Annotated in this window: 15 protein-coding genes and 1 pseudogene; 8 read left to right on the top strand and 8 right to left on the bottom strand. The window is 60.3% G+C overall.

Annotated features, from left to right (window positions below; translation table 11 throughout):
• Both E3T51_RS14515 and E3T51_RS14510 read right to left on the bottom strand, forming a co-directional pair.
• Positions 1-466: SulP family inorganic anion transporter (locus E3T51_RS14515; protein WP_134530482.1), on the bottom strand; the 466-nt coding region annotated here is incomplete at its 3' end.
• Between the two features lie 255 nt (positions 467-721).
• The gene (locus E3T51_RS14510) at positions 722-2,242 is read right to left on the bottom strand and encodes a SulP family inorganic anion transporter (RefSeq protein ID WP_134530481.1); all 1,521 of its coding nucleotides are present in this window, start codon (positions 2,240-2,242) and stop codon (positions 722-724) included.
• Between the two features lie 198 nt (positions 2,243-2,440).
• On the opposite strand from E3T51_RS14510, the gene E3T51_RS14505 reads away from it, so the two are divergent.
• Complete coding sequence (locus E3T51_RS14505; protein WP_134530480.1) at positions 2,441-2,839, top strand: MerR family DNA-binding transcriptional regulator; 399 nt, start codon at positions 2,441-2,443, stop codon at positions 2,837-2,839.
• Positions 2,840-2,854: 15 nt separating this feature from the next.
• On the opposite strand, the gene E3T51_RS14500 is transcribed toward E3T51_RS14505, so the two are convergent.
• Positions 2,855-4,129, bottom strand: a complete 1,275-nt coding sequence (locus tag E3T51_RS14500) for an MFS transporter (protein ID WP_241989354.1) — start codon at positions 4,127-4,129, stop codon at positions 2,855-2,857.
• Positions 4,130-4,485: 356 nt separating this feature from the next.
• Here E3T51_RS14500 and E3T51_RS14495 point away from each other — a divergent pair, with 356 nt between their 5' ends.
• Both E3T51_RS14495 and E3T51_RS14490 read left to right on the top strand, forming a co-directional pair.
• Positions 4,486-4,929, top strand: a complete 444-nt coding sequence (locus tag E3T51_RS14495; RefSeq protein ID WP_166806500.1) for a hypothetical protein — start codon at positions 4,486-4,488, stop codon at positions 4,927-4,929.
• A gap of 26 nt (positions 4,930-4,955) precedes the next feature.
• Positions 4,956-6,641 carry a ribonuclease J gene (locus tag E3T51_RS14490; RefSeq protein WP_134530478.1) on the top strand — a complete coding sequence of 562 codons (1,686 nt, stop codon included), beginning with the start codon at positions 4,956-4,958 and terminating at the stop codon, positions 6,639-6,641.
• 74 nt (positions 6,642-6,715) lie between these two features.
• On the opposite strand, the gene E3T51_RS14485 is transcribed toward E3T51_RS14490, so the two are convergent.
• Complete coding sequence (locus E3T51_RS14485; RefSeq protein ID WP_134530477.1) at positions 6,716-8,365, bottom strand: peptide chain release factor 3; 1,650 nt, start codon at positions 8,363-8,365, stop codon at positions 6,716-6,718.
• Positions 8,366-8,408: 43 nt separating this feature from the next.
• Positions 8,409-8,768, bottom strand: a complete 360-nt coding sequence (locus E3T51_RS14480) for a helix-turn-helix domain-containing protein (RefSeq protein WP_134530476.1) — start codon at positions 8,766-8,768, stop codon at positions 8,409-8,411.
• An 85-nt stretch (positions 8,769-8,853) separates the two neighbouring features.
• Here E3T51_RS14480 and E3T51_RS17565 point away from each other — a divergent pair, with 85 nt between their 5' ends.
• Positions 8,854-9,333, top strand: coding sequence for an SGNH/GDSL hydrolase family protein (locus E3T51_RS17565; RefSeq protein WP_420898445.1), 480 nt, complete (start codon positions 8,854-8,856; stop codon positions 9,331-9,333).
• A 331-nt stretch (positions 9,334-9,664) separates the two neighbouring features.
• On the opposite strand, the gene gnd is transcribed toward E3T51_RS17565, so the two are convergent.
• The gene (gene gnd, locus E3T51_RS14470; RefSeq protein WP_134530484.1) at positions 9,665-10,552 is read right to left on the bottom strand and encodes a phosphogluconate dehydrogenase (NAD(+)-dependent, decarboxylating); all 888 of its coding nucleotides are present in this window, start codon (positions 10,550-10,552) and stop codon (positions 9,665-9,667) included.
• Between the two features lie 976 nt (positions 10,553-11,528).
• Here gnd and E3T51_RS14465 point away from each other — a divergent pair.
• On the top strand, positions 11,529-11,762 hold the full coding sequence (locus E3T51_RS14465) for an integrase core domain-containing protein (RefSeq protein ID WP_134530475.1): 234 nt from the start codon (positions 11,529-11,531) through the stop codon (positions 11,760-11,762).
• A 76-nt stretch (positions 11,763-11,838) separates the two neighbouring features.
• Complete coding sequence (locus E3T51_RS17560) at positions 11,839-12,117, top strand: helix-turn-helix transcriptional regulator (RefSeq protein ID WP_134530474.1); 279 nt, start codon at positions 11,839-11,841, stop codon at positions 12,115-12,117.
• A gap of 200 nt (positions 12,118-12,317) precedes the next feature.
• On the opposite strand, the gene heR is transcribed toward E3T51_RS17560, so the two are convergent.
• Positions 12,318-13,121 (bottom strand): heliorhodopsin HeR, encoded by an 804-nt coding sequence (gene heR, locus E3T51_RS14455; protein ID WP_241989353.1) that lies wholly within the window; start codon positions 13,119-13,121, stop codon positions 12,318-12,320.
• Positions 13,122-13,711: 590 nt separating this feature from the next.
• On the opposite strand from heR, the gene E3T51_RS14445 reads away from it, so the two are divergent.
• Positions 13,712-14,671, top strand: a complete 960-nt coding sequence (locus E3T51_RS14445; RefSeq protein ID WP_134530473.1) for an alpha/beta hydrolase — start codon at positions 13,712-13,714, stop codon at positions 14,669-14,671.
• Positions 14,672-14,856: 185 nt separating this feature from the next.
• Positions 14,857-15,531 (top strand): Pr6Pr family membrane protein, encoded by a 675-nt coding sequence (locus tag E3T51_RS14440; RefSeq protein ID WP_134530472.1) that lies wholly within the window; start codon positions 14,857-14,859, stop codon positions 15,529-15,531.
• Positions 15,532-15,973: 442 nt separating this feature from the next.
• Here the strand turns inward: E3T51_RS14440 and E3T51_RS17555 are convergent.
• A pseudogene (locus E3T51_RS17555) lies at positions 15,974-16,100 on the bottom strand (IS3 family transposase); the annotation flags it as partial.

Here is a 16,100-nt window from a genome sequence, read left to right as displayed (position 1 = left end):
GAAGCTGGGGCAGCTGTGCGCCGAAGATGAGGATGGCGAGGGCGTTGACGAAGCCGACCATGACGCTGCGGGGGATGAACCGCATGAGCTTCGCGACGCCGATCAGGCTGAGCACGATTTGAAACACACCGGCAAGGATGACCGTGGCGATGAAGTAGTCCATGCCGTAGTCGCGGGCGACGGGGGCGATGACGAGGGCGACGGCACCGGTCGCGGCGGTGATCATGGCCGGGCGGCCACCGACAAAGGCGATGGTGACGGCCATCACGAACGAGGAGAACAGACCGACCCTCGGGTCGACGCCGGCGATGATCGAAAAGGCGATCGCCTCAGGAATGAGCGCCATGGCCACCACGAGGCCGGCGAGTACTTCGCGGGTGAGCAGGCGGGGCGTGCGCAGGGCAGTGAGAACGGAGGGTTCCGCTTTGTATCGGTTGGCTGCAGCAGAGTTTTGAACGATGGCCATGTGGCCTCCAGGAACGGGACCTCAGGGAGAAGCCAGATGGATGGGAATAGGCGATCGGGGCGCCGGATTCATGCGTCTCACCACTGGGGGTGCGGCGTGATGGGAGTCGACCCGAAGGAGAATATGTGCCTCGTCGAAACACCCAACCATCGCAACATTACCTTAACGTAAGGGTTTATCGCCCTTCGCGCACGAATAGGTCGGGCCCCGCTACGTGGCGGGGCCCGACCTATTCAGGCTCAGAAGCGGGGTGGGTTAGTGACCCGAGCCCATGTTTCCGGCGAGGCGGGCGTGCAGCAGGTTGCTGGATTCGTTGAGTCCGTCGATGGTCACGACCTTGTCGTGGCGCTGGTACTTGTACTTGATGTCGTCGAGGGTGGCGACGGTGGAAGCGTCCCAGATGTGCGAGTTCGTCATGTCGATGACGATCCGGTCGGGATCGTCGAGGTAGCTGAACTGGGTCTTCAGATCGTTGCTGGAGGCAAAGAACAGGGCGCCGGTGATCGTGTAATAGGCGATGGGGCCGGTCTCGTCGACGGTGAGGCTGCGTTCGACCTGGGCGAGGTGGGCGACGCGTCGGGCGAAGGCGACCATGGCGATGACGACGCCGATGACGACGCCGATCGCGAGGTTGTGCGTAGCGACGACGGCAATAACGGTGAAGACCATGACGGTCGTTTCGCTCTTGGGCATCCGCTTCAATGTTGAGATGCGGATGCTGTGCCAGTCGAAGGTCAGCACGGACACGATGATCATGACCGATACCAGTGCGGCCATGGGAACAACGGACAGCACCGGGCCGAGGCCGAGTACGAGCACGAGCAGAAAGGCGCCGGCGAGGAAGGTGGAGATGCGGGTGCGGGCACCGGATGCCTTGACGTTGATCATGGTCTGGCCGACCATTGCGCAGCCGCCCATACCACCGAAGAAGCCGGAGAGCATGTTGGCAACGCCCTGAGCCCAGGACTCACGGGTCTTGTTGGAGTGGGTGTCGGTGCTCTCGTCGACGATCTTGGCGGCCATTAGCGATTCGAGGATTCCGACCATCGCCATTCCGAAGGCGTAGGGAGCGATGATCGTCAACGTTTCCATGTTGAGCGGGACGTTGGGGAAGAATAGCTGCGGAAGCGTCGTGGGCAGTTCGCCCTGGTCCCCAATAGTGGGGACATTGATCGATACCACGACGGTCAGCACCGTGAGTACGACGATCGCGACGAGCGGCGCGGGAACCACCTTGGTGAAGCGCGGCATGACGACCATGATGATGATTCCGACCGCGACGAGCGGGTAGACCATGAACGGGACGCCCAGCAGCTGCGGCAGCTGCGAGGTGAAAATCAGGATGCCGAGGGCGTTGACGAATCCGACCATGACGCTGCGGGGAATGAACCGCATGATTTTGGCAACGCCGATGAAGGCGAAGACAATCTGGAAGATGCCCGCCAGGATCACGGTAGCGATGAAGTAGTCGATGCCGTAATCCCGCGCGACCGGGGCGATTACGAGCGCAATGGCTGCGGTCGCACCGGTGATCATGGCGGGGCGGCCACCGAGAAATGCGATCGACACGGCCATTATGAAGGTCGAGAACAGTCCGACGCGGGGGTCCACACCGGCGATGATGGAGAAGGCAATTGCTTCGGGGATGAGGGCCATGGCCACGACGAGGCCGGCGAGCACCTCCCGGGTGAGGATGCGCGGTGTGCGCAGAGCTTTCATCACGGTGGGATCGGCTTTGTACCGATTCTTCTCCGTGGTTTTTTCAATGATGGCCATGGGGCCTTCCTGGAGCGGGACACACGAGTGGTGTCGGATGAGTAGAAGAAGTGAGTGTGGGCGCCCCGTCGCGCACCTCCACCAGTCATCAGGGACAATGGTGGGAGAGTGGGCTCACATGACAATGTCAGCCAACTTCTGCAACACTACTCTAACGTTAGGGTTGATTGCTAATCCGTTCGAGAAAAGGTATCAACTATGACTTCCCAAGCAGCCACGGCCACCACGGGCACCATGCATATTGGAGAGCTCGCCGAGAAGACCGGTCTGTCACTGCGCACCATTCGTCATTATGACGAAATCGGGCTGCTTAAGGCCTCTGGTCGTACCGAGGGCGGTTTTCGCCTTTATACGCAGGAAGATCATTCTCGGCTGATCTTGATTCGCCGCATGAAGCCGCTGGGGTTCTCTCTCGAGGAGATGATGGCGCTGTTGAAGATCATCGACACGCTGCAGGGCGGCGTGGCTGGTTCGGACAATCCGGATGTCCGCGCGGAGCTCGACACCTTCATTGCACAAGCGGTGGAGCGTCGGCAAAAACTCCAAGACCAGCTGGGAATGGCCGACGAGTTTCTTGAGCTTCTGCGCACTCAGTAGGGCCGAGCGAGCGACCTAGGCGCGCTGCGGTGGTCGCACGAAGAGAGCGACGCCGATGATGATGACGGGAATAAGTGCCAGCGCCAGCGCCGGCGTCGTGAAGCTGCCGGTCAGGTCGAACCCGAGCGAGAGCGCGACCGGACCGAAAGCCGTCGACGCGAGGCCGATTGCCGTAGCTACTCCTCGGATATTGCCAATGTGTGCCAAACCGTAATAGCGCACGTATGAGGCGGCTTCCATACCGCGCAGGCTCCCTCCGGCCGCACCCAGAACGAGGCCATAGATGATGGCCGCCACTCCGCTGCTCACCCACGGCAGCATAACGAGAGCCGCGGCCAGCGTTACCATGGAAAAGACGATGAAAACCTTGGGACTAACCCGGTCGACGAGGCTTCCCGTGAGCAGGGTGGCCAGGATCCCGGTCACGGTCTGCGGCAGGAAGTTCGCCGCCGCTTCTAACGGAGTCAGGCCTTGGGCGCCTAAAATGGCGATTTGGTGAAACGCCAGCGCCGTTGTCAGCATGCCCGAGGTTGCCAGGCTCGCGGCGATAACCCAGAACATGCCCGATCGGACGGCCTCCGGCAGCGTCCACGATTCCTTCTGAATGGTGAGCTGAGCCGTGGAGGGGGTCGATTCCGGATCGACGGCGGGGGCGCGCTTGGGAAAGACCAACGCCAGCGGAATGACCACCACGGCCACAAGCACCGCTTCCCACCGCCATGCATCATAAATACCCACGGATGCGATCAGCCGCTCCACAAAGATCGGTGCGAGTGAGATGCCGGCCGAGCCGATGGCACTCGCAATGCCTAGGGCCAGCCCGCGCCGATGGTGGATGGCCCGGGCAACCGCGGTGGTCGCGGCCAGGGTGAGCGCACCCTGGCCGGCCATCCGAACACCGGTGAAGCCGGCGGTGAGCCCGATGATCTCGCCAACGAAGCTGAAGGCCAGAAGGATGACGGCGAAGCCCACGCCAATCACGACCGTGACGGACCGTGCTCCCCATCGATCCAACGCCCGCCCAATAAACGGCTGCACGGTCGCGCCAACGAGCGTGCCAATGAGATAACTGAGCGAGACATCCGTTCGCGACAGTCCCAGCTCGACAATCAGGGGATCTGTGAACACGGAGAGACCGGCAGTCTGGCCGGGGGCCGTCATGACCGAGATCAGTCCGGCGGCACCGATGAGGGCCAGCCAGGACCATGAGATTCGCGAACGCGGGCGCGGCGCTGTCCTGCGGTCGGACGGTGCGGGGGAGTGCGGGAAGTGTGGTGTAGAAGACGACACGGAAGCTTTCACAAGAATGGGGCAGACGGCGCGCCAGCAGTGCGCTGGCTGCGACGAGCAAAAAGAGCGCATCTGGAAGGTTCGAACAGCTTTCGAATGATGAGCGACACGCAAGCCCACCTACACTCTACTCTCACGTGAGAGGAAGGTGACCGATGGTGGATAGGAGATTGCCGTCAATTCATACTCTTCCCTTACGTTACGGTAGAGTTGCTGTAAGTGGTTGACAGGAAACCACTCACGCGGTCCCTGACCCGATCGCGGCCCCAACTTTCCCCGTTCTAGGTTCCCGAGAGGAGCACTCCATGTTCATTCATCCCCTCGCTCGTACCGACCAGCACCTGATTCAGGATTTTATGCTGACCAAGATCACCCTCCTGCTGGCCCGCCATGCGGAACATGCGGAGTGGGAATTTGAACTCACAGCAATGGACGACAAATCCCGCGAAGGATCGTCGCAGGGACACGCATTCCTCTTTATTTACACCGTCGCGCGGTACTACGTCGCGGTCACGCGCGCCCACGCGGAGTCCAACACCTCCGAGACCGGTCCCGATCGCGACGACTCAACATTCTTCGGCGACTTCATCGATGCTGTCGCCAGCAACAACCCTAAACGAGCGTTGACACGGTGGTTCTCCACCGACATCAGCGCCGAAACCGATCTCGCCGCTCCGGCAATCCGACAACTCGCCTTTGAATTCCTCGACCGGCTCACCATGCCGGCACCGGATTTCATTGCCAGTGACGTAGCCGATTTCCTGCCTGACCCGTACGAATCTGACCATTCCGTGGGCTGACGCCCGCGCCCCAAGAAAAGAGCTCCATGAGCACCCATCCACTGTCCCTTACCGCACCGCCCGCACTTCCGGCGCGCGGCCTGCGCATCATCCCGCTCGGCGGTCTCGGCGAAATCGGCCGCAACATGACCGTGTTTGAGCACAAAGGCAAACTGCTCGTCATCGACTGCGGGCTGCTGTTCCCGAAAGACATTCAGCCCGGAATTAATGTGATCCTGCCCGATTTTTCGATCTTGCGTGACCGGCTCGACGACATCGAAGCCATCGTCCTCACCCATGGCCACGAGGACCACATCGGCGCCGTGCCCTATCTGCTCAAGGAACGCGGCGACATTCCCGTCATCGCCTCCAAGCTGACTCTCGCCTTCGTCGGAGCAAAATTTCAGGAACACCGTCTGCATCCCCCGGTTGTTGAAGTCAAGGAAGGCGAACGCCGCTCTGTTGGTCCCTTCGACCTCGAATTCCTGGCCGTGAACCATTCCATCCCCGACGGCCTTGCCATCGGCATCCGCACAGAAGCCGGGCTGGTCGTGCACACTGGCGACTTCAAAATGGATCAGTTCCCCCTCGACAACCGGCTCACCGACCTGCCCGGTTTCGCCCGGCTTGGCGATGAAGGCATCGACCTGCTGCTGATCGACTCGACCAACGCCGTTGTGCCCGGATTCACCACACCCGAAGCCGACATCGGCCCCGCCATCGACACCGTGTTTCGTACCGCGCCGCGACGGATCATTGTCTCCAGCTTCGCCAGCCATGTCCATCGCATCCAACAGGTGATCGATGCGGCTGTGCGCCACAACCGCAAGGTGGCCTTCGTCGGCCGATCCATGGTGCGCAACATGGGTATGGCCGCTGAATTGGGGTATTTGCACGTCCCGAAGGGACTGCTCGTTGATGTCAAGGCCCTGGAGCGGATGAAAGACGACAAGGTCGTTCTCATCTGCACCGGTTCACAGGGAGAACCGATGGCGGCTCTGGCCCGTATGGCGAACCGTGAACACACCATCCGCATCGGAGAGGGCGACACCGTTCTCTTGGCCAGTTCGGTCATTCCCGGAAATGAGAACTCCATCTACCGGGTCATCAACGGACTGACTCGCTGGGGTGCCAACGTCGTGCACAAGGCCAACGCCAAAGTCCACGTGTCCGGGCACGCCAGCGCGGGCGAACTCGTCTACTGCTACAACGTGATGCGCCCAACCAACGTGATTCCCGTGCACGGTGAATGGCGCCACCTCACCGTCAACGCGGACCTGGCCGTGCGCACCGGAATCAGTAAAGACCGCGTTCTCGTTGTCGAAGATGGCATCGTGGTCGACCTGGTCGATGGACGCGCCACCGTTGTAGGGCGAGTACCGGCCGACTACGTCCTGGTCGACGGCATGACCGTCGGCGGAGACGCAGCAGAAGCGATGGAAGACCGGCGACTCCTCGCAGAAGACGGTGCCATTACCGTTCTGGGAATTCTCAACACCGAGACGGGACGCCTGGCCGAACCGGTGGAATTCATCTCCCGCGGCTTCAATCACGATGCCGACTGGGCAGCCAATGCCGCGCAGGTCATCGACGAGGCCATGGTTGCAGCAACCCGGAACAACGCGCTCGACGGAGCAGCCGTCGAGCGCATCTTCTCCGAGAGCGTGACCCGATGGATGCAACGCAAGTATCGTCGCAACCCGGTGATCACGGCGGTCGTCGTTGACGCCTAGACGATAGCAAGCACAGCAGCGGCCCGGCACATCACGTGTGCCGGGCCGCTGCTGTTCTCGCCGGTGACTCACCTTCAGCGACGTTTATCGCCGCGGGCTGCGCCCTCGACGGACTCCATCTCGACGGACGGGCTGAGGTTCTCCAGCACGATATCTGGGAACTCCCGAGCGACAGCCTGAAACCGCCAGGGTGTGCTGAATAGGGCCAAGAGTGTGTCGTCGGAGCGGGTGAGCACTTCCACCTGGCGCAGGGAATCCAGTCTGCCGGCGCTTGCTCGATCGGTGCGGCGCGCGATTTGGTAGGGCAACGTCTCCATGCGGATGCCAGCACCAAAATCGTGCGTCATGCGTTCCTCAACGACGTCGAACTGCATTGGACCCACGGCCCCGAGTACGGGAGCTTGGTCGCCCCGCAGGTCAGATCGCATGACTTGAATGACCCCCTCATGGTCGAGCTGATCGATTCCGCGACGGAATTGCTTGTGCTTGCTGGTGTCGGCGGGGCTTAAGGCACGAAAATATTCGGGGGCGAACACCGGCAGGGGTGGGTATTCGACGGGTTCGGAATCATAGAGTGAATCGCCTACCCGAAGAGAGGCTGCGTTGATCAACCCGACGATGTCGCCGGGCCAGGCCTGCTCCGCCATCGTGCGTTCTCGTCCGAACATCTGTTGCGCATACTTCGTGGCAAACGGACGGCCGGTCGATGCCTGCGTTAGAACCATCCCGCGGTGGAACATGCCCGAACATACCCGCACGAATGCGACGTGGTCACGGTGCGAGGCGTTCATGCCGGACTGAACCTTGAAGACAAAGCCGGAGAAGTCACCGTTGACGGGCCGTTGTCGACCGGTGATATCTGCCCGCGCCAGAGCGGGCGGAGCGAATTCCACGAGAGCGTCCAGCAGCTGGTGCACACCAAAATTGAGGACGGCAGCGCAAAAAAGTACCGGCGTGGTCGTCGCGCGAAGAAAAAGTGCTTCGTCGTGGTCGTGCCCTTCGGCATGGAGCAGTGCTGATTCTTCGGCAGCATTAGTCCAATCCTGGCCGAGTTCCGCGGTAGCGGCCGTCGCCGTGGTACGCGCTTCAATGGCGGCGGTCGCGCCTCCTGGGGTTCGGGTGAAACGCACAAATCCGGGGGATTGTCGATCCAGAACTCCATGAAATTCGCCGGCGAACCCGACCGGCCAGGTGAGCGGTGTGGGCACAAGCCCGGTGCGGTCCTGGATCTCGTCCATGAGATCCAACGCGGACTTTCCCGGGCGATCCCATTTATTGATGACCGTGATCACGGGCAGGCCGTGTTGTCGGCACACCTCAAACAACTTCATGGTTTGCGGTTCCAGGCCTTTGCTGGCATCGACGAGCATCACAGCGGCATCAACGGCGGAGAGAACCCGGAAGGTGTCTTCCGAGAAATCGGCGTGACCGGGGGTGTCAACGAGATTGATCATGGTGTCGCGATACTCAAACTGGATAGCGGCGGATGTCACGGAAATGCCACGGGCCTGCTCCATGGCCATCCAGTCAGACACTGTGCCCCGCCGGCCAGCTTTACCGTGTACTGCACCCGCCCGATCAATAGCGTGCGCGTGCAGCAGGAGTGCTTCGGTGAGCGTGGACTTGCCGGCATCAGGGTGAGAAATAACGGCAAAGGTGCGCCGTTTGTAGGCTTGGGTAAAAATGTCGACGTTAGAGACGGTGGGTGTGGTTGGACGTGTCACGGTGTTCCTGTCTGAGCGTGATCACGAGGTGGGCGTGGTTGAGTCACAGACTCTGCAGCAGTTCGACGAACCCGCTGGCTACGCGAACCTGTTCGCAAAGAGAACGTTCACGCGCTTCGATATCGCTGATCAGGATGGCGAGATCACGCCGGATTGTTGACACTGTCCCGTCTGGGTCGGAGTCGACTAGATCCAGTGTCGCCAGAGCATCCTTGATTTCCGGATGGGTGAGAGACAACGCTCGGAGGCTGCGGATGATGCGTGCCCGGTCGAGGTCGGCCGGGGCATAGAGCCGATAGCCGGAATCGCTGCGCCCTGACGCTTGCAAAATGTGGATCTCGTCGTAGTGCCGCACGGTGCGCTGGGAGAGCCCAGTCCGTTCAGCGAACTCACCGATAAGCATGAACGCCCCCTTGTCTCGTATGGGAATAATCGTATATCTCTACTCTAACGTAAGAGTAGAGTTAACGGTAATAGATATAAGGCATATGACCAATGCATATCTGAACCACCCGTGGACGCGATACGTCGCGCTCGGCGGCTCCTTCACCGAAAGCATCGGTGATCCCGAGCCAGAGAGTGTGGGCGGGAATCGAGGCTGGGCCGAACGGGTCGCCGAAGTGCTCAGTGACGGCCAACCGAACTTCAGCTACGCCAACCTCGCCGTGCGCGGCAAGATGTTGAGCCAGATCAGCGGCGAACAGGTGGAACCGGTGCTACAGCTGCGCCCGGATCTCATCACCATTTCCGCTGGCGGTAATGACGTGATTCGTCCCGGTACCGACCCGGATAATATCGAGGCTCGGTTTGATGATGTCATCTCGCGCCTGTCCCGGTCCCGCGCCACGATCGTCCCCTTCACCGGGCCGATCTCGGGTTCTCACCATTTTTTTGGGGCATGCGGGGAAAAGTCGCGATCTACAACGAGAACTTGCGCTCTAAGGCAGCGCGGCACGGCTGCTTGGTAGTTATCTCTGGTCGCTGACGGCCATTCATGACGCGGGTATGTCGGCTCCGGATCGGTTGCGCTTCAGCCCGCTGGGTCATCACACCACACGATTGCGTTCAGCGTTCTGAGCGCGCTCCGTGTCGAGAACTCATTGCAGTTATCCCTGGTCGAGCCGTTGCCGTTCTGGCGGAGCGCATGAACGAGTGATGTCGCGTGGGCGCGCACCTATTTGGTGCCGTGGGTCTTGCGCTGTGCTCTGCACCAATCCTCGGACGATCACATTCTGCCCAAACGCCCCGAGGCCAGATCCTTAAGCCAGACTCGGTTCTGACGCTGCCTGCGTTCGATGGTTACTCCGCGGATTTGACCGCGTGGCCACCGAACTGGTTCCGTAGTGCGGCGACAGCTTTCATCGCCGGGGAATCTTCCTGACGAGATTCGAATCGGGCGAAGATTGATGCGCTCATGGCGGGAACGGGCACGGCATTAGCCAATGCTTCTTCAATAGTCCACCGGCCCTCGCCGGAGTCATCGACGTATCCTTCGATACTGGTCAGGGCCGGATCCTCCTCGAGCGCCTGAACCAGGAGCTCGAGAAGCCAGGACCGAACGACCGAGCCGCGCTGCCATGCCTTGAATGTTCCAGGAACATTCTTGATAATGTCGTCGCGCTTGGCGAGCAGCTCGTATCCTTCGGCGTAGGCCTGCATAAGGGCATATTCGATGCCGTTGTGCACCATCTTGGCGTAGTGACCGGCACCGACTTCGCCGGCGTGCACGAAGCTTTCCTCACGCGGGCCGGTCGGACGCAGGGCGTCGAATACCGGCATGAGCCGGTCAACGGAGGCCGCGCTGCCGCCGACCATAAGCGCAAAGCCGTTCTCCTGGCCCCAGACTCCGCCGGAAACACCGGCGTCGATGTAGTCGATTCCTTTCTCAGCGAGAAGGGCTGCGTGCACGAAGTCGTCGCTGAAACGGGAATTACCGCCGTCGATGACCACGTCACCGGTGCCTAGGAGTTCGCTGACCTCGGTGATGACGGTCTTCGTGATGGCACCGGAGGGGACCATTACCCAGACGGTTTTGGGCGAGGGAAGGGCGTCGATGAGGTCTTGGAGAGTAGCGACGTCGGACACGTCAGGGTTGCGGTCGTAGCCGGTTACTGTAACGTCGTTTTCGCGGAGTCGGGCGCGCATGCTGGCACCCATTTTTCCGAGGCCGATGAGGCCGATATGCATGTTCATGCTGCTCATTTCAATCGTGACTTGTAGGCGGAGGTGGTTTGAGGTGTGCTCAACAAACATATGCATAGGGATCGACGCCGTCGGGAATTCGGATGTTTTCGTTGTGGTCCAAGACCGCTGAGGCGACTATGAGCCAAGCGACGCTTTCGTCCCCGGCCGTGGTGAGGCGGTAAGTTTGCCGGATATCAACACAAGCTCGTGGCGACCCTGCAGAAGAAGCCTTTTCGCTTGAGCCAAGGCCCCGAACCGTAGGGTTACGAGATGGCGCGTTCGGCAGCTCCGCAAGGCTAAAAGTCCGATCGAATGGGAGCTCGAATAGATCAACATCTTGGCCTCGATAGGAGCAGACTGCCGACAACACTGCCTGCGTAAAGTGGGGGTCGGACTGTGCGCAGCGCTGTCCCCGATGACGATAATTGGTAGGCGCTGCATGTAATGCCAACGGCATGCCGCCATGAGCGGGGGCTATGTTGGGTGGAGATGGAAGTGGCATCGGAGCTGGTCGAGGTACCGCTAGTCCGGACCGCTCATCACGAAGGAGATTCAATGTCGAATCAGAGTCATGAACCGTGCGCAACGAGAGATCTCGAGGTCCGCAGCCTGTCCGATCATGAATGGCGTGTGGGTGATCGCCGCTGCCACGAAAGGTCACCCGAGAAGGTGCTCGGTTACATCGAAAAACGTGGTTCTGCTTTTGAAGTCATGAACATAGAGGCGCCGCGACGGCATGTTGTATTCGATCACTTCGAGTCGGCGGTCGCCTCGTTTGCGTCAGTCTCTCCGACTTAGATCTTGTCCACGGCGTGACACCAACTTGCCGAATCGCTCAGCTCCGAGCGCGAGGTTCTGACGCGTTCACGCTGCGGGGTCCAGATGAAGCAGAAGCGGCTCAATCCAAGCCTTCCCTAGGGCCAAGCAGCGTGCGTATCAAAAATGAGACCGCCTTAACCTAGATGAGACAGAGGGGGCCATTTCACGGGTTGCCTCTACCGCCAACAGATTCTGTTGGTTCGCGACGCTCAAGACCGAGTTTTACTACCGCCGAGTGTGGCCCACCCGCGACCACGCCATTCGCGAAGTCGGCGCCTGGATCGAGGACCGTTACAACCGCCGACGCCGGCACTCCTCGATCGGGCAGATCAGCCCAGTCGACTTCGAGCTGCAATACTCGTCAGAGACCGCGGAAGTTCAACTCGCCGCTTAACCCGTGTCCACTAACCGGGGGCAAGGCCACCAGCCGCGTTTGGGTTGACGTCGGCCCGTCAGCTGACCGGCGCGTGATGTCCGCGCTCGAGCAAGCCACCGTTGACCAGGTCACCGTCAACCTCACCTACACCGCCGCGGAGGGGCAAACCACACGACGCGAGGTGGAACCAATGATCTTCGCTCTCACCGCTGGTCAGTGGAAGCTCGTCGCCTGGTGCAGACTCCGGGAGGGCATTCGCTGGTTCGCCCTAACCAGGATTCAGCGCGCAACGGTTACACGCCATCCGTGTACGGGGCATCAGATCGAAGAGATAGGTAAACCGCCCACGCTTGCGCATTCCGTCCATTTCTGAGAGTCGCTTCGGCGGACGCCAGCCATTGGCGCAGAAGCCGGTTGGTGTTCTCGTTCGATCATCGCTGCCACGGAGACCACGGATCACAAAGTAGACGTTCGATTAGCCGGGAGTTGCGTCGCAACTCCCACCCGACAACGCGCAGCTACCGGCCATATGCCGCGCAGAATTGTTGATGCTGTTGATGCCGACGACGTCGATCAGCCGGTGATTGCCGGAATGATGGCGCCGGAAAACACCTGCCAGGCGAGCGCCGTTTTGGCCACCAGGCTCAAAGTGATGTACGTGCGTTCGCCTTGAAGATAACTCTTCCACTTACCGACCTGCTTGTACTGCAGCCATTGGTTGACCGCAAAGGTATTGAAGAACAGGAACAGAGAAATAACAATGCCGACGACGAAGCTGGGGATAGCGACGTCGCTGGCGCTGCCCGGTCGCAGGAAGTAGATAAGGATGAGGATCCAAGGAACGATGCCGACCATGCACCCGAAAATGAATGGCACCAATCCGCCGGAACCGGGACGCTCATATTTCTCCTGCAAGGCACCGAACATGATCATGGCCGCATTAATAGCGAAGACCGCGAACAGCGCACCAATATCCGTAACGCCATTGATCGCCAGGATGAGCCAGATCATGATCGATGAACTCAGGGAGTATTCGACCCAGCGGAAATAGTTGTGCGTGTTCTTGAGACCGTTCTTGTACCGCGCGAAAAACCACGGGCTTGAAATAAGGAAGTGAAAGAAGGCGCTGAGGGCGAGGAAAGCGACGACACCGGCACCGATATTCACCTCGAACACGGTGACCCGCTCCGGTGGAATTGGAAACCCGGGGGGACCAGCCAAATAGTCCGCCGTCACCGCGAACAGAACCTGCGAACTCAGGGTGCTCAGAATCACCGAAAAGAAGATCGCCTGGAGCAGGTGCAAACTTCCGGCGACGGTGTTATAGATTCGCAGCCGATCGATCTGCTCGTCCGGTGTGTACATTTTCTTGGCCAAGGCTATCTCCTTCTTAGGCGTGAGTGACCTCGCAACACGGCGACCTGACGGTGCCAGACTCCTGCGGTCATCATGGCACTATCAGGCGCGTTGTCGGTGACGCGTCGCGACCTGAAACTGAAGTGCCGCAATGGCATCGCCACCAATGCGTCCACTGGAGTCTCCGCATCCCTTGCGTTTTGGCGGCATTTTGTGATCCTTATCTGTTGTGGCACCGCGCAGACGGCCGCGGTGATACCGGTGAGCGCTTCGGCGAGGTTGCGGTTGCGGCGGAGGCGTTCGACGTGCGGTGGGCCGAGGAAGATGAAGATAAGGAGGGGACGAACGTGACCCAGATGGTCACGAGCGCCCCGATGCTGGCAGCGACCCAGGGGTCCAGGTCGGCGGGGTCGTGGTGGGCCCCGATGAAGCTGACGAACTGGACCACCATAATCAGGGGCCGAGTGTGGTCTCGGCTTCTTGGTTGCGATGGACACCGCGAGTACTGGGGATAGACGCCTGTTGATTTGCGACGCGGAATGCTGGAAACGTGAAAACATGCGTATCATCTCCGCGCTGGCTGCCGTCCTGATCGTCGGTATTATCTGCCTATGATGCAGATCACGAAGCTTGACCTTGGGTACCTGTGGGTCAAGCGCATTGTGGCGATTTTTGGAGTGATCGCCACCGCCGGCTCCGCTTTCGCAACCGGACCGATGCTGATTCACGGGCATCCGGCGTACATCGTGCTCCTCGCGGTGACTCTCGTCGTCAGTGTGATTGTCGCCGTGAGGTCGTGGTCCGTACCCGCACCCCGTACACCCGTCCGTCGTGGGCGCAGAGTGGTTCAGGCGGTGCTGATTGCACTGAGTTCTCTGGTGATCGCGGCCGTTGCCTGGCTGGTGCCCCAGTCGGCCGAAGCGCCAGCATTGGCTGCCATGAAGTCCGACCGCACAATCACGGTGATGGAGGACGCCACCGAAATCGTGATGATGCCAACGGGCGTCGAGAGCCCCGTTGGAGTGTTCTTTCAGCCCGGCGCTCGAGTCGACGCTCGGGCTTATTCCGCGATTCTTCGACCACTGGTCGAGTCGGGGCACCTGGTGGTTATTGCCAAGCAACCCCTCGGAATCGCTTTTCTGTCTACCGGAACGTTTGCGATGGCCCGGGCCGCGCATGATCCGGTCACTCGCTGGGTTGTCGGAGGCCACTCCCTCGGCGGACTTGTGGCGGCGACAGACGCTGAAACTTTTGCTGGGGCTGCTCGCGATCCGGTCGTCGGACTGCTCTTTTTTGCTTCCTACCCAGCGACGAACATCGCTCAGGTGAACGTCGCAGTGTTGTCGATCTCGGGGTCGAAGGATGGCTTATCGACCCCAGCCAAGATTGCTGCAGCGAAGCCGACTCTGCCGCCCGCTGCCCGCTACCTCGTGGTGAAGGGCGGCGTTCACGCGTTCTTCGGGGACTACGGGCCTCAAGATGGGGACGGCAAACCTACCATCAGTCACAATCAGGCTCGCGCGGAGATTGCCGCAGGAAGTGTCGCGTTTGTGAACGGGCTCGACCGCTAATCGATCTCGCCCGCTGTGTACGGCGTCGGCAGCGAGTGGGTAGGAGCAAACGCCGGCCGGTTTCTCGGGATCGGGGGTGTCAGATTCCATGGCGTGGGAATCTTCCACATAAAAAAGGTTGGACCCCTAAGATTTGTGCGCGTGACGCATTACCCGAGACTGGAACCACTAATCAAAGGCGGACCGTGAAATATTCAGTAGCTGCAATCCGACTATCTGTCGCGATACTGGGCACGGTGGCGATTCTGTCGACATTTTTCGACACGGCCACGCGGGCGACGATTAACCCGTTCAACTTCTTCGGGTTTTTCACCATGCAAAGCAACATTATTCTGGTGGTTGTGCTGCTGGTGGCCGCAGTCGTGTCCCTCTCCGGAGGGCGCCAGTCGCGGTCGTCGATGTTGGCGCGAGGTTGTGCAACAACTTACATTGTCATCACTGGCGTCGTGTACAACGTGTTGTTGGCTGGACTTGAAGGTGGTGTGTCCCTCGCGTGGGCTAACTCCGTGTTGCACATAGTCCTGCCCCTCTATGCCGCGCTTGATTGGGTGATCTTCAGCGACCGCAGTGCCCTGCCGCTGAACAAGATATGGGTCGCGCTTGTCTACCCAATCGTGTGGATCATCGTCGTCACTATTCGTGGGGCGACCGACGGATGGGTACCCTACCCATTCCTAGATCCGGCACAGGGCTACGGCGTCGTCGGGCTCTACGCTCTGGCCATTGCTGTCGCAACGGTCGTTTTCGCTTCGATTATCTGGCTCACCAGTCGATTGCATGTCGTGCGCAATTTAACACCTGAGGATGGGCCAGAAACCCGTTCCTCGGAATTTGGGCTGCACCCCATTATTCAAAGATGACAGCCCAGACGTAGTTCCCGCGTCCGGTGTTTAGGGTTCCACGGCCGCCACGGGCGCCTGCCCATTGGCGAGGACGAAACCAGAGCACGCTTGTATTAGTGGCGCCACTGGAAGACCACGTCCAAAGCGGCTTGCGCACTGTTGCCCAGGTGGTCAGAGAACAGCACTATTCGAGCTCGCGTTCTGGACACGGTGCGCCGCAGAACGGAGCTGTGCCGGGTGTTGACCATCCTCGGAGGATATCCGGCGCTATCGCGGTGATGCCAGACCGCCGCGAGTCGATATCGAGTCGACACCCCTTTCGATGGTTTCTCCGATGCAATGTACGCCACGCATCTCACGATGTATGGGCATCCGCGACGCCTCTGACAGACTGGCCTTGACCCCGGAGAGTGGACACGGGTCAAGCCGCGACCTGGCCTGATGGGTTGATCGTCTCACAATCCCAGCAAATTCCGGTGTATCCCATCGACCGGGTGATGCCATTCGCGGCCGCGAATGCGGTGATCTGAGCCGAAGCGTATTGGGTGCCACGGTCACTGTGAAAAATAACCGTCGGCGGGCGGTCC

The sequence above is a fragment of the Cryobacterium serini genome, from assembly GCF_004404025.1.
GTDB classification, from domain to species: domain Bacteria; phylum Actinomycetota; class Actinomycetes; order Actinomycetales; family Microbacteriaceae; genus Cryobacterium; species Cryobacterium serini.
This window is presented reverse-complemented; position numbering and strand designations above follow the sequence as displayed.